The sequence below is a fragment of the Bradyrhizobium sp. IAR9 genome (assembly GCF_013408065.1).
In the GTDB taxonomy this organism is placed as follows: Bacteria; Pseudomonadota; Alphaproteobacteria; order Rhizobiales; family Xanthobacteraceae; genus Bradyrhizobium.
The window spans coordinates 359624-377609 of record NZ_JACBZW010000003.1 but is presented as its reverse complement, the minus strand read 5'-3'; the positions used below and the strand labels follow the sequence as shown (position 1 = coordinate 377609).

Genomic DNA, 17986 nt, shown 5'->3' with positions numbered 1-17986 from the left:
GGGAGAGCTTGAAGGAAACGCCGGGGACGGACACGGCAAGGGCAGTGTCGAACAACCGGGTTAATGAGACCTCAACGACCGGCCTTTGGCGACAGAGGCGGCTTGCGACGCCTCATGAGAGCAGGACATGTCGGTGAAGAAAAAGCCCCTCGTCGTGGTGACGCGCAAGCTGCCGGATTCGATCGAGACGCGGATGCGCGAATTGTTCGACGCGCGGATCAATCTCGAGGACACGCCGATGTCCGCCGACCAGATCGCGGAAGCCGCACGCACCGCCGACGTGCTGGTTCCGACCGTCACCGACCATATCAGCGCCGACATCATCAACCAGCCCGACTGCAAGCTGCGGCTGATCGCCAATTTCGGCAACGGCGTCGATAATATCGACGTCGAGGCCGCGCATGCCCGTGGCATCACCGTCACCAACACGCCCAAGGTCCTGACCGAGGACACCGCCGACATGACCATGGCGCTGATCCTCGCCGTGCCCAGGCGGATGATCGAAGGCGCCTCGATCCTGACCGAAGGAAAGCCCTGGCCGGGCTGGTCGCCGACCTGGATGCTCGGCCACCGTATCGGCGGCAAGCGGCTCGGCATCATCGGCATGGGTCGCATCGGCCAGGCGGTGGCGCGCCGCGCCCGCGCCTTCGGGCTGCAGATCCACTATCACAACCGCCGTCCCGTCGCGCCGAAGATCGCCGAGGAGCTTGGCGCGACCTATTGGGAAAGCCTCGACCAGATGCTGGCGCGGATGGACATCATCTCGGTGAACTGTCCGCACACGCCGGCGACCTATCATTTGCTCTCGGCGCGGCGGCTGAAGCTGATCCGCAAGGACGCCTATATCGTCAACACCGCGCGCGGCGAGGTGACCGACGAGGACACGCTGATCAAGCTGATCGAAGGCGGCGAGATCGGCGGCGCCGGGCTCGACGTCTACGAGCACGAGCCTGCAGTCAACCCCAAGCTGGTGCGGCTTGCCAAGGCCGGCAAGGTGACGTTGCTGCCGCATATGGGCTCGGCCACGATCGAAGGCCGCGTCGAGATGGGCGAGAAGGTGATCATCAACATCCGCACCTTCCTCGACGCCCACAAGCCGCCGGATCGCGTGCTGCCGAGCATGCTCTGAGGTTTATTTCCCGCGCGTCTCGCGCTTGCGCCAGTCGGCGACGAAATCGATGAAGGCGCGCAGCGCGGGCGGCGTCTGGCGCCGGCTCGGGTAATACAGGAACGGGCCGGGAAACGGCTCGCACCAATCTTCCATCAGGCTGACCAGCGCGCCGGACTCTACGGCATCGCCGACATAACCGTCGATCGTTGCCCAGACGCCCACACCATCGAGCGCGGCTCGCAGGGCAAGGGTCATGTTCGTGGAGATCAGCTTTGCCGGCGGATCGACCTTCACGATCTGGCCGGCCTTCTCGAACTCCCAATCGTGCATGACGCCGCTCGAATACCGGGCGCGGATGCAATCATGCTCGAGCAAATCCTTCGGATGCTTCGGCTCGCCGCGGCGCGCGACATAATCGGGCGAGGCGACGACGACATAGTGCTGCGGACCGCTCAGCGGGATCGCCACCATGTCCTGCGCGAGATGCTCACCATAACGCACGCCGGCATCGTAGCCCCCGCTCACGATATCGACGAAACCGCTTTCGGACACGACGTCGAGATCGACCTGCGGATGCGCTGCGAGGAACGGGCCGACCATCGGCGCCAGCACGAGATCGACCGCCGGGGGCGGCGCGTTGATGCGCAGGCGGCCGGAAGCCACCTCGCGCAGGCCCCGCACCTCCGCCAGGGCATCGCCGACGTCGCGTAGCGCAGGTGCCACCCGCGACAGCAGCAGCTCGCCCGCCTCGGTCAGCGCGACACTGCGGGTGGTGCGGTTCATCAGGCGGACGCCAAGGCGCTCCTCGAGGTCGCGTAGGCGCTGGCTAAGGCTCGACACCGACACGCGAATCTCGATCGCCGCCCGCCGGAAATTGCGGGTGCGGGCGACCGCCACGAAGACGTCGAGATCGCGCAGATCAGGCTCAGTCATTGTTCGTTACAATGAACAAGCCATTCGGCATTGTCCAGCTTATCGGCGCAATGGACCAGGTGCATATCCAGCCCGTCACGCGGCGCAATCAGCCTGCCGCTTTCGAGGAGAGCCATCATGGAACAGCACAAACTCGGTTCAACCGGCCCCCGCGTCTCTGCCCTTGGTCTCGGCTGCATGGCCATGTCGGACGCCTATGGCCCGGCCGATCGCGGCGAGAGCATCGCCACGGTCCAGGCGGCGCTCGACGCCGGCATCACGCTGCTCGACACCGGCGATTTCTATGCCATGGGCCACAATGAAATGCTGATCCGCGATGCGCTGAAGGATGTGGCGCGCGACAAGGTGCAGATCAGCGTCAAGTTCGGCGCGCTGCGCGGCCCCGCCGGTGAATTCACCGGCATGGATTGCCGCCCGGCCGCGATCCGGAATTTCCTCGCCTATTCGCTGCAGCGGCTCGGCACCGACTATATCGATATCTACCGCCCGGCACGGCTCGACCCCAACGTCCCCATTGAAGAGACCATCGGCGGCCTCGCCGATCTCGTGAAGGCTGGCTACATCAGGCATATCGGCCTGTCCGAGGTCGGCTCCGACACCATCCGCCGCGCGCATGCCGTGCATCCGATCGTCGATCTCCAGATCGAATATTCGCTGATCGAGCGCGGCATCGAGCGCGACATTCTCAAGACCTGCCGCGAGCTCGGCATTGGCATCACCGCCTATGGCGTGCTGGCGCGCGGCCTGATCAGCGGCCATTGGTCGAAGGATTCGGGCACGGCCGGCAAGGACTACCGGCTGATGACGCCGCGCTTCCAGGGCGCAAATCTCGACGCCAATCTCGTGCTGGTGGAGTCCCTGCGTGCCATCGCCGGCGAAATCGGCGCAACGCCGGCGCAGGTCGCAATCGCCTGGGTCGCGGCGCAGGGAAAAGAGATCGTGCCGCTGGTCGGCGCCAAGACCCGCACCCGTCTCGTCGAAGCGCTTGGCGCGACCAGGGTCACGCTGACACCGGCGCATCTTGCGGCGCTGGCCAAGGCGTTTCCGCCGGATGTCGCCTCGGGCACGCGTTACACCGCCGAGCAGATGGCCCATCTCGATAGCGAGAAGCCGGCCACGGCGTAACGCAGCCCATCACGTGCGATGGGCGCTGAGGTCGGTGATCACAGGCCCGTCGCCGTTGAGCGGATTGGCCGGATCGCGCGAATAGCGCAGCGTCTCGAAGCGCATCGCGCGCGCATCGATCATCAGGAGGCGGCCAACGAGGCCGTCGCCGAAACCGACGATCTCGCGGATCGCCTCCATCGCCATCATCGATCCCAGCACGCCCGCCAGCGCACCCATGACGCCGGCTTCCGCGCAGGCAGGAACGGTACCCGGCGGCGGCGCCTCCGGGAACAGGCAGCGATAGGTCGGATTGAATTCGCCCTGCTCGTTGGTCTCGTGCGCGCGGATGGTGGTGAGCGAGCCGTCGAAGGTGCCGAGCGCGGCCGTGATCAACGGCCGCTTCGCGAAGAAGCAGGCGTCCGAGACCAGATAGCGTGTCGAGAAATTATCGGAGCCGTCGAGCACGAGGTCGTAGTCGCCGATCAGGCTGAGCGCATTGTCCGCATTCAGCCAGGTGGCGTGGCCGACGAAGCGAACATGCGGGTTGAGCGCTGCAATCCGCTCGGCGGCGCTCTCGACCTTGTGCCGGCCGATATCGGGCGTGGTGTGGATCACCTGGCGCTGCAGGTTGGACAGCGACACCACGTCGTCATCGACCACGCCGAGCGTGCCGATGCCGGCGGCGGCCAGATACATCAGCGCCGGCGCGCCGAGCCCGCCGGCGCCGATCACCAGCGCAGAGGCGCGCTTCAGCGCCGCCTGGCCCGGTCCGCCGACGTCGCGCAGCACGATATGGCGGGCATAGCGTTCCAGTTCGTCCGGGCTCAGCATCGTCGTACGCCTCTCCTACCAAGCCGTCGCTCTCACTCCTCATGGGGAGGAAGCGCAAAGCGCCGTCTCGAACCATGCAGGCCCCGATCTCGCCGCGGCCATCCTTCGAGACGCGGCCTTGAGGCCGCTCCTCAGGATGAGGACCTGTGTACGCGGCTCGAGCTTAGACCTGAACCACCGCAACATTGTTCGCGACCAACGAGATGTGCTTCAATGGCATTGCGTTCAATGGGCTGGTTGGATTTGTCATGAGATCGATGCTTGCGGCAACCTTGATGTTTGCGGCTGCCACAGGCGCGCACGCCCAGATGACGACGCCGCAGATCCCCGGTACCAAGCCGAAGCTGGTCCAGACCGTGCCGATCCGGCCTCCGGCAACGCAGACGCCATCGGCGACGGCGGATGTGATGGCAAAAGCCGAGCGGCTGGCGCTGCAATCCGACCTCGCCTGGGTCGGCCAGTACAACGGCGCCATCACCGGCGACGTCAGTGAGCGCATGGTCAACGCCGTCAAGGAATACCAGAAGGCCAAGGGCGGCAAGCCGACCGGGGTGCTCAATCCGCAGGAGCGCGCCGCGCTGGCCGAGACGGCGCGAAAGAAGCAGGACGGCGTCGGCTGGAAGATCGTGACGGAGCCGACCAGCGGCGCCCGGCTCGGCATCCCCTCGAAACTGGTGCCGCAGCAGGCGAGCGACGCCAACGGCTCGAAATGGACCTCGCCGACCGGAACCGTGCAGGTGCTGCTCAGCCGCCGCAAGGAGGCGAACCCGACCGCGGCAAAACTCGCGGAGCTGGAGAAGGAGCCGTCCGGGCGCAAGGTCGATTACACCGTGGTGAAGCCCGATTTCTTCGTGCTCTCGGGATTGCAGGGCCTGAAGAAGTTTTACGTCCGCGGCACCTTTAGAGGTGACGAGGTCCGCACCATGACGATCCTCTACGACCAGGCGACCGAGAACACGGTCGAGCCGGTCGTGATCGCGATGTCGAGCGCGTTCAACGCGTTTCCGTCCGGACCGCAAGCCGGGCCGCCGCCGCGCAAGACCGTCGAATACGGCACCGGCCTCGTCGTCAGCGATGACGGCGCGATCGTCACCGACCGGCTCGTCACCGACGGCTGCCTCGCCATCACGATCGCCGGCTATGGCAGCGCCGATCGCCTCGCCGAGGACAAGGAGCGCGGTCTTGCACTCCTGCATATCTACGGCGCGCGCGGCCTGAAGCCATTCAGCCTCGCTGGCGGCGCGGCCAAGACGAACGTGGATGTCGTCGGCATCGCCGATCCGCAGAGCCAGGGCGGCGCGGCGAGTGTCTCGACCGTCAAGGGCGCACTCGCACCGGTCACGAGCAGCGAGTCCGCACTGTCGCCTCCCCCGGCGGTGGGATTTTCCGGTGGTCCGGCGATCGATGGCGACGGCAAGTTCGCCGGCATTGCGTTGTTGAAGCCGACCATGGTGGCAGGACCCGCGACATCGGTGCCGGCCTCGCAGGCCGTGATGGTGTCCGCGGACGCCGTGCGCGATTTCCTGAAGGCGAAACAGGTCACGGTGAACGGTACGTCGACGGACGCAAAGGCCGCCGTCGTGCGCGTGATCTGCGTGCGGAAGTAGGTTTAACGCCAACTCTCGTGTCCCGGACGCGGTGCGGCGCGTAGTAGACACGAGTTCAACTGAGCCGCGAGCATCATCACACGTACGACTACTGGTCCAGTAATGGTACGGATTAGCTGGCCATCCCCATTCCGCCATCATCGTTACTGTTGATTCGGACCTCCGCGATCCCCCTTTGGATCGGGCCGGCACGTCCTGAGCGAGAAGGCTCAGCATCGAGATCGATGCACGTTCGCGTGGCGTATTCCTGACCCAAGCATTCCAAAGGATTGATCTTCAAATGCACACGATCGTACTGGCCACCCAAAAGGGTGGCAGCGGCAAGAGCACGCTCGCCATCGGCCTCGCGCTCGCGGCCAAGCAGGCCGGCTTCACCGTCCGCCTGATCGAGACCGACCCGCAGGGCACTCTGTCGAACTGGCAGCGCCGCCGCACCGCCGATGATCTCGTCGTCGAGCCGATCTATCATGCCGCCGACATCGAGCCGCGCCTGAAGATGCTGGCTGACAGCGGCCTGCAGCTGGCGATCGTCGACACCGCCGCCGGCCTCAGCGCCGCGACCACCGCTGCGATCCGCCATTCCGATCTCTGCCTGATCCCGGCCCGCCCGAGCGTCGCCGACATCGAGGCGACCGTCTCGACGCTCAGCGTCGCACGCGCCTGGAAGCGGCCCTACAGCTTCGTGCTCAACCAGACGCCGATCCGCGGCCAGCGCATCGACAACGCCGCCAACATCCTCGCCGAGGAAGCGGCGCTCGATCTTTCGGACGTGCTCGCGCGCCCGCTGATCGTGATGCGTAACGACCACCAGGATTCGCTCGCGAGCGGCCTTGCCGTGAGCGAATTCGCGCCGAACGGGAAGTCGGCGAACGAGATCCGCGGCCTGTGGCGCTGGATCGAGACCCGGCTCGAGCTCAGCGCCACGACCAATGTCCTGATCGACCAGGTGATGTCGGCTACCGACGGCATGCTGCATGTCGCTGCCGATCTTTCGGCAGAGGAGACCACGACACTGGCGTCCTGAGCGGGGCAATCGCTCTGACGGCAGTCGGCCCTTCACCATCCGGCAGGGGCCCCAGCGACGAAGCGATCCGGCCACCAGCCCGGCCGGATTGCTTCGCTTCGCGGTTTTTGTAGACGCTCGATTTTCGCGTCGTAGCCCGGATGGAGCGCAGCGCAAATCCGGGAAGTCTCTCCGCGGTCACGCTGGACCCGGGATTTCGCTGCGCTCCATCCGGGCTACGGGCTACGTCACTTCTGACACTTCTGACACCAGAAGGTGGACCGGCCATTCTGCGTGAACCGCTTGACCGTGCCACCGCAGCGCGAGGTCTTGCAGGTCTCGCCTTCGCGGTCGTAGACCTTGAACGAATGCTGGAAATAGCCGAGCTCGCCCGAGGTCTGGCGATGGTCGCGCAAGGACGAGCCGCCGGCCTTGATGGCGTCGTTCAGCACCGTGTGGAGCGCACTTACCAATCGCTTTGCATGATCGGTCGGCTCGCCGCCGCCAACGCCCTTGCGGCCCTTGGTCGCGAGCGTCGCCGCGATCCGGCGCGGCGACAGATGCGAGCGATGCAGGGCTTCGCAGACATAGATGTTGCCGAGTCCCGCCACCACGCGCTGGTCGAGCAGCGCGGCCTTCAGGCTGGTGGTCTTGCCTTCGCAGGACCGCGCCAGCATCGCGGCGTCGAATTCGTTGCCGAGCGGCTCGGGGCCGAGGTCGCGCAGCAGCGGCTCATCCTCGAGTGCGTTACGTGCGATCACTTTCATGTAACCGAAGCGGCGCGGGTCGTTGAAGACGATGTCGGCGCCGGAAGACATCCGAAACAGTACATGGTCGTGCGTGGAGTCCTTACCCCTCGGATAGTGAAACTCGCCGGGAGCTGCCTCGTTGTCCGGCTTGATGACGCGGAACGAGCCCGACATGCCCAGATGCATCAAGAGCACGTCGCCGGAGGCGAGATCGGCCATGAGATATTTTGCACGGCGGCCGAGCCCCGTGACGACCTGCCCCTGGAGCCGGGCCACGAAATCCGGCTGGAACGGAAAGCGCAGGTCCGGCCGGCGGGCTTCCGCCACCAGGATTTTCGCACCCTCCATCACAGGCTGAAGGCCGCGGCGGACGGTCTCGACTTCGGGCAATTCAGGCATGGTCAGGCATTCACCTTATGAGGGCGGTGTGATAGCGCCATTGCGGCGGGCGCGCTATGGTTCGCCCAGTGGAGTAGAGTAATGGATCGGCCGGGCGAAACCACGCATTTTGGCTTCAGGGACGTCCCCCTCGGGGACAAGCAGACGCTGGTGAACGATGTGTTTCACAGCGTGGCGTCGCGCTATGATTTGATGAACGATTTGATGTCCGGTGGCCTGCACCGGGTCTGGAAGGACATCATGATCACCGCGCTCGACCCGCCGAGGAGCGACCGGCCGTTCGCGCTGCTCGACGTCGCCGGCGGCACCGGCGACATCTCGTTCCGCGCCGCCAAAGCGGCGGGCACCGGCTTCCATGCCACCGTCTGCGACATCAACACCGACATGCTGGCGGTGGGCCGCGAGCGCGCCGCGAAGCGCCATCTCGACACCCGGGTCGATTTCGTCGAAGGCAATGCCGAAGCGCTCGCCTTCGCCGACCGCAGCTTCGACGCATATACGATCGCCTTCGGTATTCGCAACGTGCCCCGGATCGATCTGGCGCTGCGCGAGGCCCATCGCGTGCTGAGGCCCGGCAGCCGCTTCCTGTGCCTGGAATTCTCCACCGTCGAAATGCCCGGGCTCGACCGGATCTACGACCTGTTCTCGTTCAAGGTGATCCCGCCGCTCGGCCGGATGATCACGGGCGACGCCGAGTCCTACCAATATCTCGTCGAGTCCATCCGCAAGTTTCCGAAACCCAACGCCTTCGCCGACATGATCCGCGACGCCGGCTTCGCCCGCGTCAGCTGGCAGACCCTGTCCGGGGGCATCGTCGCACTGCATTCGGGCTGGCGTTTGTGATCTCTGCCTTCACCCACATTGCGCGCCTGATCCGCGCCGCGTTCGTGTTTGCGCGCGAGGGCGTGTTCGGCTCGGTCGATCCGAGCCTGGTGCCGCCGCCGGGACAGCTCGCTCTGAAGCTGGCGCGCCTCGTCGAACGACGTGGTGTCAAGCACGGCCCGCGGATATCGCGCGCGCTGACGCGGATGGGCCCCGCCTATCTCAAGCTCGGACAATTCCTGGCCACACGCCCCGACGTCGTCGGCGTCATCATGGCGCGCGACCTCGAAAGTCTCCAGGACCGCCTGCCGCCGTTTCCGCAGGACGAAGCCGAAGCCGCGATCGCGACCTCGCTGGAGCGGCCGCTGAAGGACGTGTTTGTGAGCTTCGGCCCTCCCGTCGCGGCGGCCTCGATCGCGCAGGTGCATCGCGGCGAGGTTTTGCACGCCGGCATCCGCAAGTCGGTCGCGGTCAAGGTGCTTCGGCCCAACGTCGCCACGCGCTTCCGCCGCGACCTCTCCGATTTCTTCTTCGTCGCGCACAAGGCCGAGGCTTATTCGGCCGAAGCGCGGCGCCTGCGCCTCATCGAGGTCATCAACACCATGTCGCGCTCGGTCGCGATGGAGATGGATCTGCGGCTGGAAGCTGCGGCGCTGTCGGAGATGGCAGAGAACACGCAGGGCGATCCTGATTTCCGCGTGCCGGCCGTGGACTGGGACCGCACCACGCACAACGTGCTGACGATGGAGTGGATCGACGGCATCGCGCTGAACGATCACAAGCGTCTGGCCGAATCGCAGGTCGACCTGCCCGATCTCGGCCGCAAGGTGATCCAGAGCTTCCTGCGCCACGCGCTGCGCGACGGCTTCTTCCACGCCGACATGCATCCGGGCAATCTGTTCCTGGATGACGCGGGGCGACTCGTCGCGGTCGATTTCGGCATCATGGGCCGGCTCGGCATGAAGGAGCGGCGCTTCCTCGCCGAAATCCTGCTCGGCTTCATCACCCGCGATTATCGCCGCGTCGCCGAGGTGCATTTCGAGGCGGGCTACGTGCCCGCACATCACTCGGTCGAGAACTTCGCGCAAGCGATTCGCGCCATCGGCGAGCCGATCCACAACCGCACGGCGGAAGAGATCTCGATGGCGCGGCTCTTGACGCTGCTGCTCGAGGTCACCGGCCTGTTCGACATGACCACGCGCCCCGAGCTGATCCTGCTCCAGAAGACCATGGTCGTGGTCGAAGGCGTGGCGCGCGGCTTCGATCCCAGGCTCGACATCTGGAAGGTCGCCGACCCCGTGGTACGCGAATGGATCGAGCGCAATCTCGGTCCGATCGGCCGGGTGCAAGGCGCGCTCGCCGGGACCGGAGACATCGCGCGCGTGCTGATGCGCATGCCGGAGATCGCCGAGCGGTCCGTGAAGGTGCTCGAGCAGCTCGAGACCATGACGCGGGAGGGCATCAGGCTGTCGCCCGAGAGCATCGCCGCGATGGGCCGCAGCGAGGGCCGCAAGAATCGCTGGCGCACCGTCGCGCTCTGGATCATCGCCGCGACCTTCATCGGGATCCTGATCGCCGTCCGGAATCTGTGATTGCCAAAAACCTGATTGCATTGCAATCACACGAGTGATAGCATCGCTATCATTTCGTGCTGGAGGGGCGTCATGGCAAGCCTGACCATCCGCAAGCTCGACGACGCCGTCAAAACCTATTTGCGGCTGCGCTCGGCGAAGAACCGCAGGTCGGTCGAGGAAGAGGTCCGGGTCATCCTGCGGGAGCTGATCGAGGGCCGCGAGGAGCCGCTGACGCCGTTTGCGGTACCGCCTGCGGTATCCTCCACCCCCGCACTCCAGCGCACCGGCGCCGTCCCCGAGGCCAGCGTCACCCTGATCATCGGCGGCGGCATCGCGGCCTATAAATCGCTCGACCTGATCCGAAGGCTGAAGGAGCGCCGCGTCGAGGTCCGCTGCGTCCTGACCAAGGCGGCCCAGCAATTCGTCACGCCGCTGGCGGTCAGCGCCCTCTCCCATGAGCGCGTCTATACCGACCTGTTCGACCCGCAGAGCGAGTTCGACGCCGGCCATATCAGGCTCGCGCGCGACTGCGACCTGATAGTCGTCGCGCCCGCGACCGCCGACCTGATGGCCAAGATGGCCAACGGCCACGCCGACGATCTCGCCAGCGCCATCCTGCTCGCGACCAACCGCAAGGTGCTGCTGGCACCGGCAATGAACCCGCTGATGTGGACCAATGCGGCCACGCGCCGCAACCTCACGCAGCTGCAGCGCGACGGCGTGGTGCTGATCGGACCCAATTCCGGCGAGATGGCCGAAGCAGGCGAAGCCGGTGTCGGCCGCATGTCGGAAGCGATCGAGATCGCCGCGGCTGCCGAGCGCCTGCTGCGGCCGCCGGCGCCAAAGCCACTTGCCGGCAAGCGCGTACTGATCACCGCAGGTCCTACCCACGAGCCGATCGATCCGGTGCGCTACATCGCCAACCGCTCCTCGGGTAAGCAGGGCTTTGCCATTGCCGCAGCCGCGCACGCCGCCGGCGCCGAGGTGATTTTGGTCAGCGGTCCGGTCGACCTCAGCGATCCCCAGGGCGTCACCGTCAAGCACGTCGAATCGGCGCGGCAGATGCTGGAGCAGGTGCAGGCCTCGCTTCCCGCCGACATCGCGATCTTTGCCGCCGCGGTCGCCGACTGGCGCGTTGCCAATGAAGGCGAGCAGAAGCTGAAGAAGACTTCGGCCGGCATGCCGCCGCTTCAGCTGATCGAGAACCCCGATATCCTCGCCACGATCTCGAAGCTGACCGACAAGCGCCCGCCGCTGGTGATCGGCTTTGCCGCCGAGACCGAGCACCTGATCGACAACGCCAAGTCAAAACTGGCCCGCAAGGGCTGCGACTGGATCGTCGCCAACGACGTCTCGCCCGCCACCGGCGTGATGGGCGGCGACCGCAACACCGTGCATCTGATTAGCCGCAAGAATGGTGAGAAGGACGGCGAGATTGCAGTTGATTCCTGGCCGGTGATGACCAAGGAACAGGTCGCCATCGAACTGGTCGCGCATGTCGCACGAAGCGTGACCGACAAATCCCTGGAGCCGGCATCTTGAGCACGAAGGTCACTGTCGAACTGCAACGCCTGGCCCATGCGGAAGGCCTGCCAATGCCGGCCTATCAGACCACCGAGGCTGCCGGCCTCGATCTGATGGCGGCGGTGCCGGACAGCGAGCCGATGACGCTCGCCCCCGGCCAATATGCGCTGGTGCCGACGGGCCTTGCGATCGCATTGCCGGCCGGGCACGAGGCGCAGGTGCGACCGCGCTCGGGGCTTGCCGCCAAGCACGGCGTCACCGTGCTGAACTCGCCGGGCACGATCGACGCGGACTATCGCGGCGAGATCAAGGTGATCCTGATCAATCACGGCACAGCGCCGTTCGTGATCAAGCGCGGCGAGCGCATCGCCCAGATGGTGATCGCGCCCGTGGTGCAGGCCGCGCTGGTTCCGGTGGCCACATTGTCGGCCACCGATCGCGGCGCCGGCGGCTTCGGCTCGACGGGCCGCTAGTTCTTACCTCTCCCGCTTGCGGGAGAGGTCGACGCGCAGAGCGCGGCGGGTGAGGGCTCTCTCCTCTGGGGAGCGTCCCGTTGCGGAGATACCCTCTCCCCAACCCTCCCCCGCAAGCGGGGGAGGGAGCGCACCTGCTTCGTGGAAACGGCCCCCGCATCTCATCCGCTAACGCACGGCAGTTCCAGCCGAATCATCCGAAGAATTACGTGAGATGGAACCCTTCACTCTGCATTTTTTTGGGGCCGCCTTTGCGTTCACGATCTGGACTCTTACCGCCGGAGTCGCGGTGAGGGTATTGTCGTTTGATTCGCGCGCGACGGGGGTCGCCGCGCGCAAATCTGTGCGATCTTGGGGCAACTATGTCAGGCGTGATCGTGTCGATGCGTCGGACGCTGCTGTCGTGCACATCGCTCGTGCGCAACGGCTTGTTGGGAGGCGCTCTTGCAGCGCTGCTGCCGGCTGCGCCGGCCGAGGCGGCCGACCTCATCGACACCCTCTCCATCATGCTGGATTTCAACCGGCAGGAACTCGCGGTGCTCGCCACCGCGCTGGCCCTGCTCGGCTTCTCGGTGGTGGCTGCGATTCTCTTGATGCGCACGCGCGTGCGTACGGCGAAGAACGAGGCGCGGCTGCGTGCCCGAATCGGGGAACTCCAGCTCCAGGCCGACCGCTTCGGCGCGCTGCTGTTCGCCGAGCCGCAGATCCTGATCTCCTGGCCGGCCGGCGATAATCGCGCGCAGATCTCCGGCGACATCTCCATGGTGTTGCCGCGCGACTCCTCGCCGCAACGCGTGCTCGCCTTCGGAACCTGGCTGCCGCCGGAACCCGCGCTCCAGATGGATCATGCCGTCGATGCGCTGCGTGACCGCGGCGACGGGTTCCAGCTGACACTGACCACCGCGCATGGCCACACGCTCGAGGCCATCGGCCGCGCCATCGGCGGCCAGGCCATTGTCCGGATTCGCGAACTCTCGGGGCTCCGCCGCGATCTGGCCGAGACCAATCTGCGCTACAACGCGCTCTCCGACGAGACCGAGATGCTGCGCGGCTTTGCCGCCAACGCCCCCTGGCCGATCTGGGCCAAGGGCGAGAACGGCGCGCTGACCTACGCCAACCCCGCCTATGTCCGCGCGACCGAGGCGAACAACGTCACCGACGCGCAGGAGCGCAAGCTCGAGCTGCTCGACAGCGCCGATCGCACCGCGATGGAACGGGGACTGAAGGACACCGCCAATTTCAACGCGCGGCTGCCGATCGTGATCAGCGGCGAGCGCCGCATCTACGACGTGCGCGCGGTCAATGTCGGCAGCGGCAGCGTCGGCGTCGCCATCGATGCCAGCGAGGCGGATGCGCTCAGCTCGGCGCTGGTGCGGATGGCGGAGGCGCATCGCCGCACGCTCGACCAGCTCTCCTCCGGCGTTGCCGTGTTCGACGGCCAGCGTCGGCTGGCCTTCTACAACGATTCCTACCGCCGGCTGTGGGACCTCGACCGCACCTTCCTCGACGCCAATCCCGATGATTCCAGCGTGCTCGACCAGCTCCGCGCCGCGCGCAAGCTGCCGGAGCAGCCGGACTTCCGTGCCTGGAAATCCAAGCTGCACGAGGCCTATCGCGCGGTCGAGACCACCAAGGACACCTGGTACCTGCCCGACGGCCGCGCGCTCTCGGTCGTGACCACGCCGAACCCGGAAGGCGGCGTCACCTATCTGTTCGACGATGTCACCGAGAGCCTCGAGCTCGCCCGCCGCTTCGACGGCATGATCCGGGTCCAGCGCGAGACGCTGGACAGTCTCGCCGAGGGCGTCGCGGTGTTCGGCAGCAACGGCAAGGCGCAACTGTTCAACCCGGCCTTCGTCCGGATGTGGAAGCTGTCGAGCGATGCCATGCGCGACGAGCCGCACATCCAGACGGTGGAAGGCTGGTGCCATCAGCTGTTCGACGACCCCACGGTCTGGCGTCAGATCCGCGAGGCCGTCACCTCGATCGAGAGCCGCGCCGACGTGCCGCTGAAGCTGGAGCGCAAGGACGGCAGCGTGCTCGACGGCATGATCCGCCCGCTGCATGACGGCGCGACCATGCTGACGTTCCAGGACATCACCGACACCGAGAACGTAGAGCGCGCACTGCGCGAGCGCAACGAGGCGCTGGAGGCTGCCGACCAGATGAAGGTGGATTTCGTCCACCACGTTTCCTACGAGCTGCGCTCGCCGCTCACCACCATCATCGGCTTCGCGCATTTCCTCAGCGATCCCTCGACCGGGCCGCTGACGCCGAAACAGGCCGAATATCTCGACTACGTCACCAAATCGACCAACGCGCTGCTGGCGCTGACCAACAACATCCTCGATCTCGCCACCATCGACGCCGGCGCGATGAAGCTGGAACTCGGCCCGGTCGACGTCAGCAAGACCATCGAGCTCGCGGCCGAAGGCATCCAGGACCGGCTCGCCACCGACCGCATCCGCCTCAAGGTCGAGATCGCGCCCGATGTCGGAAGCTTCGTCGGCGACGAGAAGCGCGTGGTGCAGGTGCTCTATAACCTCCTTGCCAACGCCGTCGGGTTTTCTCCACAGGATTCCACCGTCGGCATCAGCGCGCGCCGCACCGAACGCAGCGTGGTCTTCACTGTGACAGATTCCGGGCCTGGAATACCTGCCGACATGAAGGACAAGGTGTTCAACTGGTTTGAAAGCCGCTCGCAGGGCTCGCGTCACCGCGGCGCCGGGCTCGGCCTGTCGCTGGTGCGCTCCTTCGTCGAGCTGCATGGCGGCAAGGTGCGGGTGGATTCGATCGTCGGCCGGGGCACGGTCGTGATCTGCGACTTCCCGACCGACCAGGCGGCGCATCGCGACGCCGCCGAATGACAGAACCAACCGCATTCTCCGTCGCGCTTCACAACGAGACGGCCACCGCGCAATTGATGGCCGATCTCGCGCTGCTGGTCGGCCCCGGCGATGTCATTACGCTGACCGGCGATCTCGGCGCCGGCAAGACAGCTGCCGCCCGCGCGCTGATCCGCTACCTCGCCGGCGACGAGGAGCTGGAGGTGCCGAGCCCGACCTTCACGCTGGTGCAGGGCTATGAGCTGCCGCCGTTCCCGGTAATGCACGCCGATCTCTACCGCGTAGAGGACGAGAGCGAGCTCGAGGAGATCGGGCTGTCGCCGCTGCCCGATGCCACACTCGTCCTGATCGAATGGCCGGAGCGCGCGCCGTCGGCGATGCCACAGGATCGCATCGACATCGCGCTGACGCATCGCGCCGCATTGGGCTCGAACGCGCGCGCCGCCGACATCACCGGTCACGGCAAGAGCGCGGCCACGGTCGCGCGGCTGCAGGCATTGCGTGAATTTCTGGACGCAGCGGGCTACTTGGATGCGACGCGCAAGCGCATGGCGGGCGATGCCTCGACGCGCTCCTATGCGCGGCTGCTGCGCGACGGCGAGAGCGTCATCCTCATGAACTCTCCGCAGCGGCCAGATGGCGCGGCGATGTACAACGGGAAGTCCTACAGCGCCGCGGTGCATCTTGCGGAGAACATCAGGCCTTTCGTTGCCATGGATGTCGGCTTGCGCGTGGTCGGAATCTCGGCGCCCGCGATCCACCATTACGATCTCGACCACGGCTTCCTGATCTCCGAGGATTTCGGCAGTGACGGCGTGATCGAAGGTGATCCACCGCGCCCGATTGCCGAACGTTACGAAGCTGCGACCGACGTGCTCGCCGTGCTGCACTGGAGGACATTGCCTGAGACGCTGGAGCTGGCGGACCAGACCTACACCATTCCTATCTTCGACATCGAGGCGCTGTTGATCGAAATCGGCTTGATGCCTGAATGGTATCTGCCCGATCGCAACGCACCGCTGAGCGATGAGAAGCGCGCGGAGTTCTTCGCGATGTGGCGCGAGTTGCTGAAAAAGCCGTTGGCCGGGCCCAAGACGTGGGTCATCCGCGATTATCACTCGCCGAACTTGATCTGGCTCGCTGACCGCGACACCATCAAACGCGTCGGCGTGATCGACTTCCAGGACGCCGTGCTCGGGCCCCACTCTTATGACGTGGTGTCGCTGCTTCAGGATGCGCGCATCGACGTCCCTGAAACCCTCGAGCTGGCGCTGCTGTCGAGCTACATCAAGACGCGCCGCGCAAGCGATGCGAGCTTCGACGCCGCCGGTTTCGCCGAGAGCTACGCGATCATGTCGGCGCAGCGGAACACGCGCCTGCTCGGCACCTTCGCCCGCCTCAACCGCCGCGACGGCAAGCCGCATTATCTGCGCCACCAGCCGCGAATCTGGACCTATCTGCAGCGCTCGCTGGCGCATCCCGCGCTCGCCCATCTGCGCGACTGGTATCTCGCCAACGTCCCGCCGCCGCAAGGGGCGCCTGAAGCCTGATTCGGACCCGATTTACCAGCTGTTAGCCAAGACGCCGGTATTCTGGCGGCCAGGCAGCCGGATCATTACGGGCTGGAGCGGGCAGATGGCGGTAAAGACGGACCAGCGCGGCAACAGCCGGGTTGTTTTCGAGCGCGGGATCTCGGCCCAGATGATGGGGATCGACGGCACCTGGCGGCGCGACTGCACCATGGAGGACGTCTCCGAGACCGGCGCCAAGCTGACCATCGACGGCTCGGTCGAGGGCCTCCATCTGAAGGAGTTCTTTCTGCTGCTGTCGTCCACCGGACTTGCGTACCGGCGTTGCGAGCTGGCCTGGGTGAATGGCGACCAGATCGGGGTCAATTTCCTCAAGCTCGGCGACAAGAAGAAAAAGGCGCGTTCCACAGCCGTCGGGGCATGATGGCAACACCCGTCGTACAACCGTCACGGCGGGTGGCTAAGGCGGTTGAGATGCGGTGCGGCTGATCGAACCTCGTGTTAGGATTGCTGTGAACGCGAAAGGTCTGAGAAAGCGAAGGATGTCCGTCAAACCGACCAAAGCCATGGTGCTCGCTGCAGGGTTTGGCCTGCGCATGCGTCCCCTGACGGACAGGATGCCGAAGCCGATGGTGCCGGTGGCCGGCCAGCCGCTGCTCGACCACGTGCTCGATAAGCTCGGCCAGGCCGGCGTGACCGAAGCCGTGGTCAACGTGCATTACCTGCCGGACCAGATCATCGATCACGTCGCATCGCGCCAGCTTCCGCGCGTGACAATTTCTGACGAGCGCGACCAGGTGCTCGGCACCGGCGGCGGCGTGGTCAAGGCGCTGCCGTTGCTCGGCGACGCACCGTTCTTCCACGTCAATTCCGACACCCTCTGGATCGACGGCGTGCGCTCCAATTTGACGCGGCTTGCCGAAAATTTCGACCCCGCGCGCATGGACATCCTGCTGCTGATGGCGCCGACCGCAACCAGCATCGGCTATGGCGGTCGCGGCGATTACGGCATGCTGCCCGACGGCGCCCTGCGCAAGCGCAAGGAAAAGGAAGTCGTTCCGTTCGTCTATGCCGGCGCTGCGATCCTGTCGCCGTCGATCTTCGAAGGCGCGCCGCAGGGCGAGTTCTCGCTGACTAAAATGTTCGACCGCGCCAACGAGCAGGAGCGGCTGTTCGGCCTCCGCCTCGACGGCGTCTGGATGCATGTCGGCACGCCCGACGCCGTGCACGCCGCGGAAGAGGCGTTTCTGGAGAGCGTGGCGTAGGGCCGGTCCCGAACGCGGTGCCGTAGGGTGGGCAAAGCGACTTGTCCGCCGTAGCTCGAAGAGCGAAGGCGGAAGCGTGCCCACGGATTCAAGCGGTGAAAGTCGGTGAGAGACGCGTGGGCACGGCGCTGTCGCGCCTTTGCCCACCCTACGGCACCTGTTCTAGTCCCGACGAACAGCGGGGACGATTTCGCGCCGCCCCATGACCATTTG

General features: G+C 65.9%; 15 protein-coding genes. 12 read left to right on the top strand and 3 right to left on the bottom strand.

Translation table 11 applies throughout. The features are described from left to right. Positions 1-127: 127 nt before the first annotated feature. A complete protein-coding gene (locus tag GGD67_RS10805) occupies positions 128-1129 on the top strand; it encodes a D-glycerate dehydrogenase (RefSeq protein WP_018323404.1) in 1002 nt (333 codons plus the stop codon). Positions 1130-1132: 3 nt separating this feature from the next. Here GGD67_RS10805 and GGD67_RS10800 read toward each other — a convergent pair whose 3' ends face one another. Then, complete coding sequence (locus GGD67_RS10800) at positions 1133-2044, bottom strand: LysR family transcriptional regulator (protein WP_179732617.1); 912 nt, start codon at positions 2042-2044, stop codon at positions 1133-1135. A gap of 117 nt (positions 2045-2161) precedes the next feature. On the opposite strand from GGD67_RS10800, the gene GGD67_RS10795 reads away from it, so the two are divergent. Then, on the top strand, positions 2162-3169 hold the full coding sequence (locus GGD67_RS10795; protein WP_179732615.1) for an aldo/keto reductase: 1008 nt from the start codon (positions 2162-2164) through the stop codon (positions 3167-3169). Positions 3170-3178: 9 nt separating this feature from the next. Here GGD67_RS10795 and GGD67_RS10790 read toward each other — a convergent pair whose 3' ends face one another. Further along, positions 3179-3982 carry a molybdopterin-synthase adenylyltransferase MoeB gene (locus tag GGD67_RS10790; RefSeq protein ID WP_179732613.1) on the bottom strand — a complete coding sequence of 268 codons (804 nt, stop codon included), beginning with the start codon at positions 3980-3982 and terminating at the stop codon, positions 3179-3181. A gap of 248 nt (positions 3983-4230) precedes the next feature. On the opposite strand from GGD67_RS10790, the gene GGD67_RS10785 reads away from it, so the two are divergent. After that, entirely contained in the window at positions 4231-5589 is a 1359-nt protein-coding gene (locus tag GGD67_RS10785) for a peptidoglycan-binding protein (RefSeq protein WP_179732611.1), read from the top strand. A gap of 280 nt (positions 5590-5869) precedes the next feature. After that, the gene (locus tag GGD67_RS10780; protein ID WP_179732609.1) at positions 5870-6613 is read left to right on the top strand and encodes a ParA family protein; all 744 of its coding nucleotides are present in this window, start codon (positions 5870-5872) and stop codon (positions 6611-6613) included. A gap of 227 nt (positions 6614-6840) precedes the next feature. Here GGD67_RS10780 and mutM read toward each other — a convergent pair whose 3' ends face one another. Further along, on the bottom strand, positions 6841-7740 hold the full coding sequence (gene mutM / locus GGD67_RS10775; protein ID WP_179732607.1) for a bifunctional DNA-formamidopyrimidine glycosylase/DNA-(apurinic or apyrimidinic site) lyase: 900 nt from the start codon (positions 7738-7740) through the stop codon (positions 6841-6843). Positions 7741-7821: 81 nt separating this feature from the next. Here mutM and ubiE point away from each other — a divergent pair, with 81 nt between their 5' ends. From ubiE to GGD67_RS10735, 8 genes are all read left to right on the top strand, one after another. Further along, positions 7822-8583, top strand: a complete 762-nt coding sequence (gene ubiE / locus GGD67_RS10770; protein ID WP_179732606.1) for a bifunctional demethylmenaquinone methyltransferase/2-methoxy-6-polyprenyl-1,4-benzoquinol methylase UbiE — start codon at positions 7822-7824, stop codon at positions 8581-8583. Further along, complete coding sequence (ubiB, locus tag GGD67_RS10765) at positions 8580-10154, top strand: 2-polyprenylphenol 6-hydroxylase (protein ID WP_018323412.1); 1575 nt, start codon at positions 8580-8582, stop codon at positions 10152-10154. Before ubiE ends, ubiB begins: the two co-directional genes overlap by 4 nt. 72 nt (positions 10155-10226) lie before the next feature. After that, positions 10227-11678 (top strand): bifunctional phosphopantothenoylcysteine decarboxylase/phosphopantothenate--cysteine ligase CoaBC, encoded by a 1452-nt coding sequence (coaBC, locus tag GGD67_RS10760; RefSeq protein WP_179732603.1) that lies wholly within the window; start codon positions 10227-10229, stop codon positions 11676-11678. Further along, a complete protein-coding gene (gene dut, locus GGD67_RS10755; RefSeq protein WP_179732601.1) occupies positions 11675-12133 on the top strand; it encodes a dUTP diphosphatase in 459 nt (152 codons plus the stop codon). The genes coaBC and dut overlap by 4 nt, the downstream gene beginning before the upstream one ends. A 362-nt stretch (positions 12134-12495) precedes the next feature. Beyond that, positions 12496-15000 carry a PAS domain-containing sensor histidine kinase gene (locus tag GGD67_RS10750; RefSeq protein WP_018323415.1) on the top strand — a complete coding sequence of 835 codons (2505 nt, stop codon included), beginning with the start codon at positions 12496-12498 and terminating at the stop codon, positions 14998-15000. Next, entirely contained in the window at positions 14997-16529 is a 1533-nt protein-coding gene (gene tsaE, locus GGD67_RS10745) for a tRNA (adenosine(37)-N6)-threonylcarbamoyltransferase complex ATPase subunit type 1 TsaE (RefSeq protein ID WP_179732600.1), read from the top strand. The genes GGD67_RS10750 and tsaE overlap by 4 nt, the downstream gene beginning before the upstream one ends. Positions 16530-16614: 85 nt before the next feature. Beyond that, positions 16615-16932, top strand: a complete 318-nt coding sequence (locus GGD67_RS10740) for a PilZ domain-containing protein (protein ID WP_018323417.1) — start codon at positions 16615-16617, stop codon at positions 16930-16932. Between the two features lie 118 nt (positions 16933-17050). Next, positions 17051-17773 carry a nucleotidyltransferase family protein gene (locus GGD67_RS10735; RefSeq protein ID WP_092251437.1) on the top strand — a complete coding sequence of 241 codons (723 nt, stop codon included), beginning with the start codon at positions 17051-17053 and terminating at the stop codon, positions 17771-17773. The last annotated feature ends 213 nt before the right edge of the window (positions 17774-17986 follow it).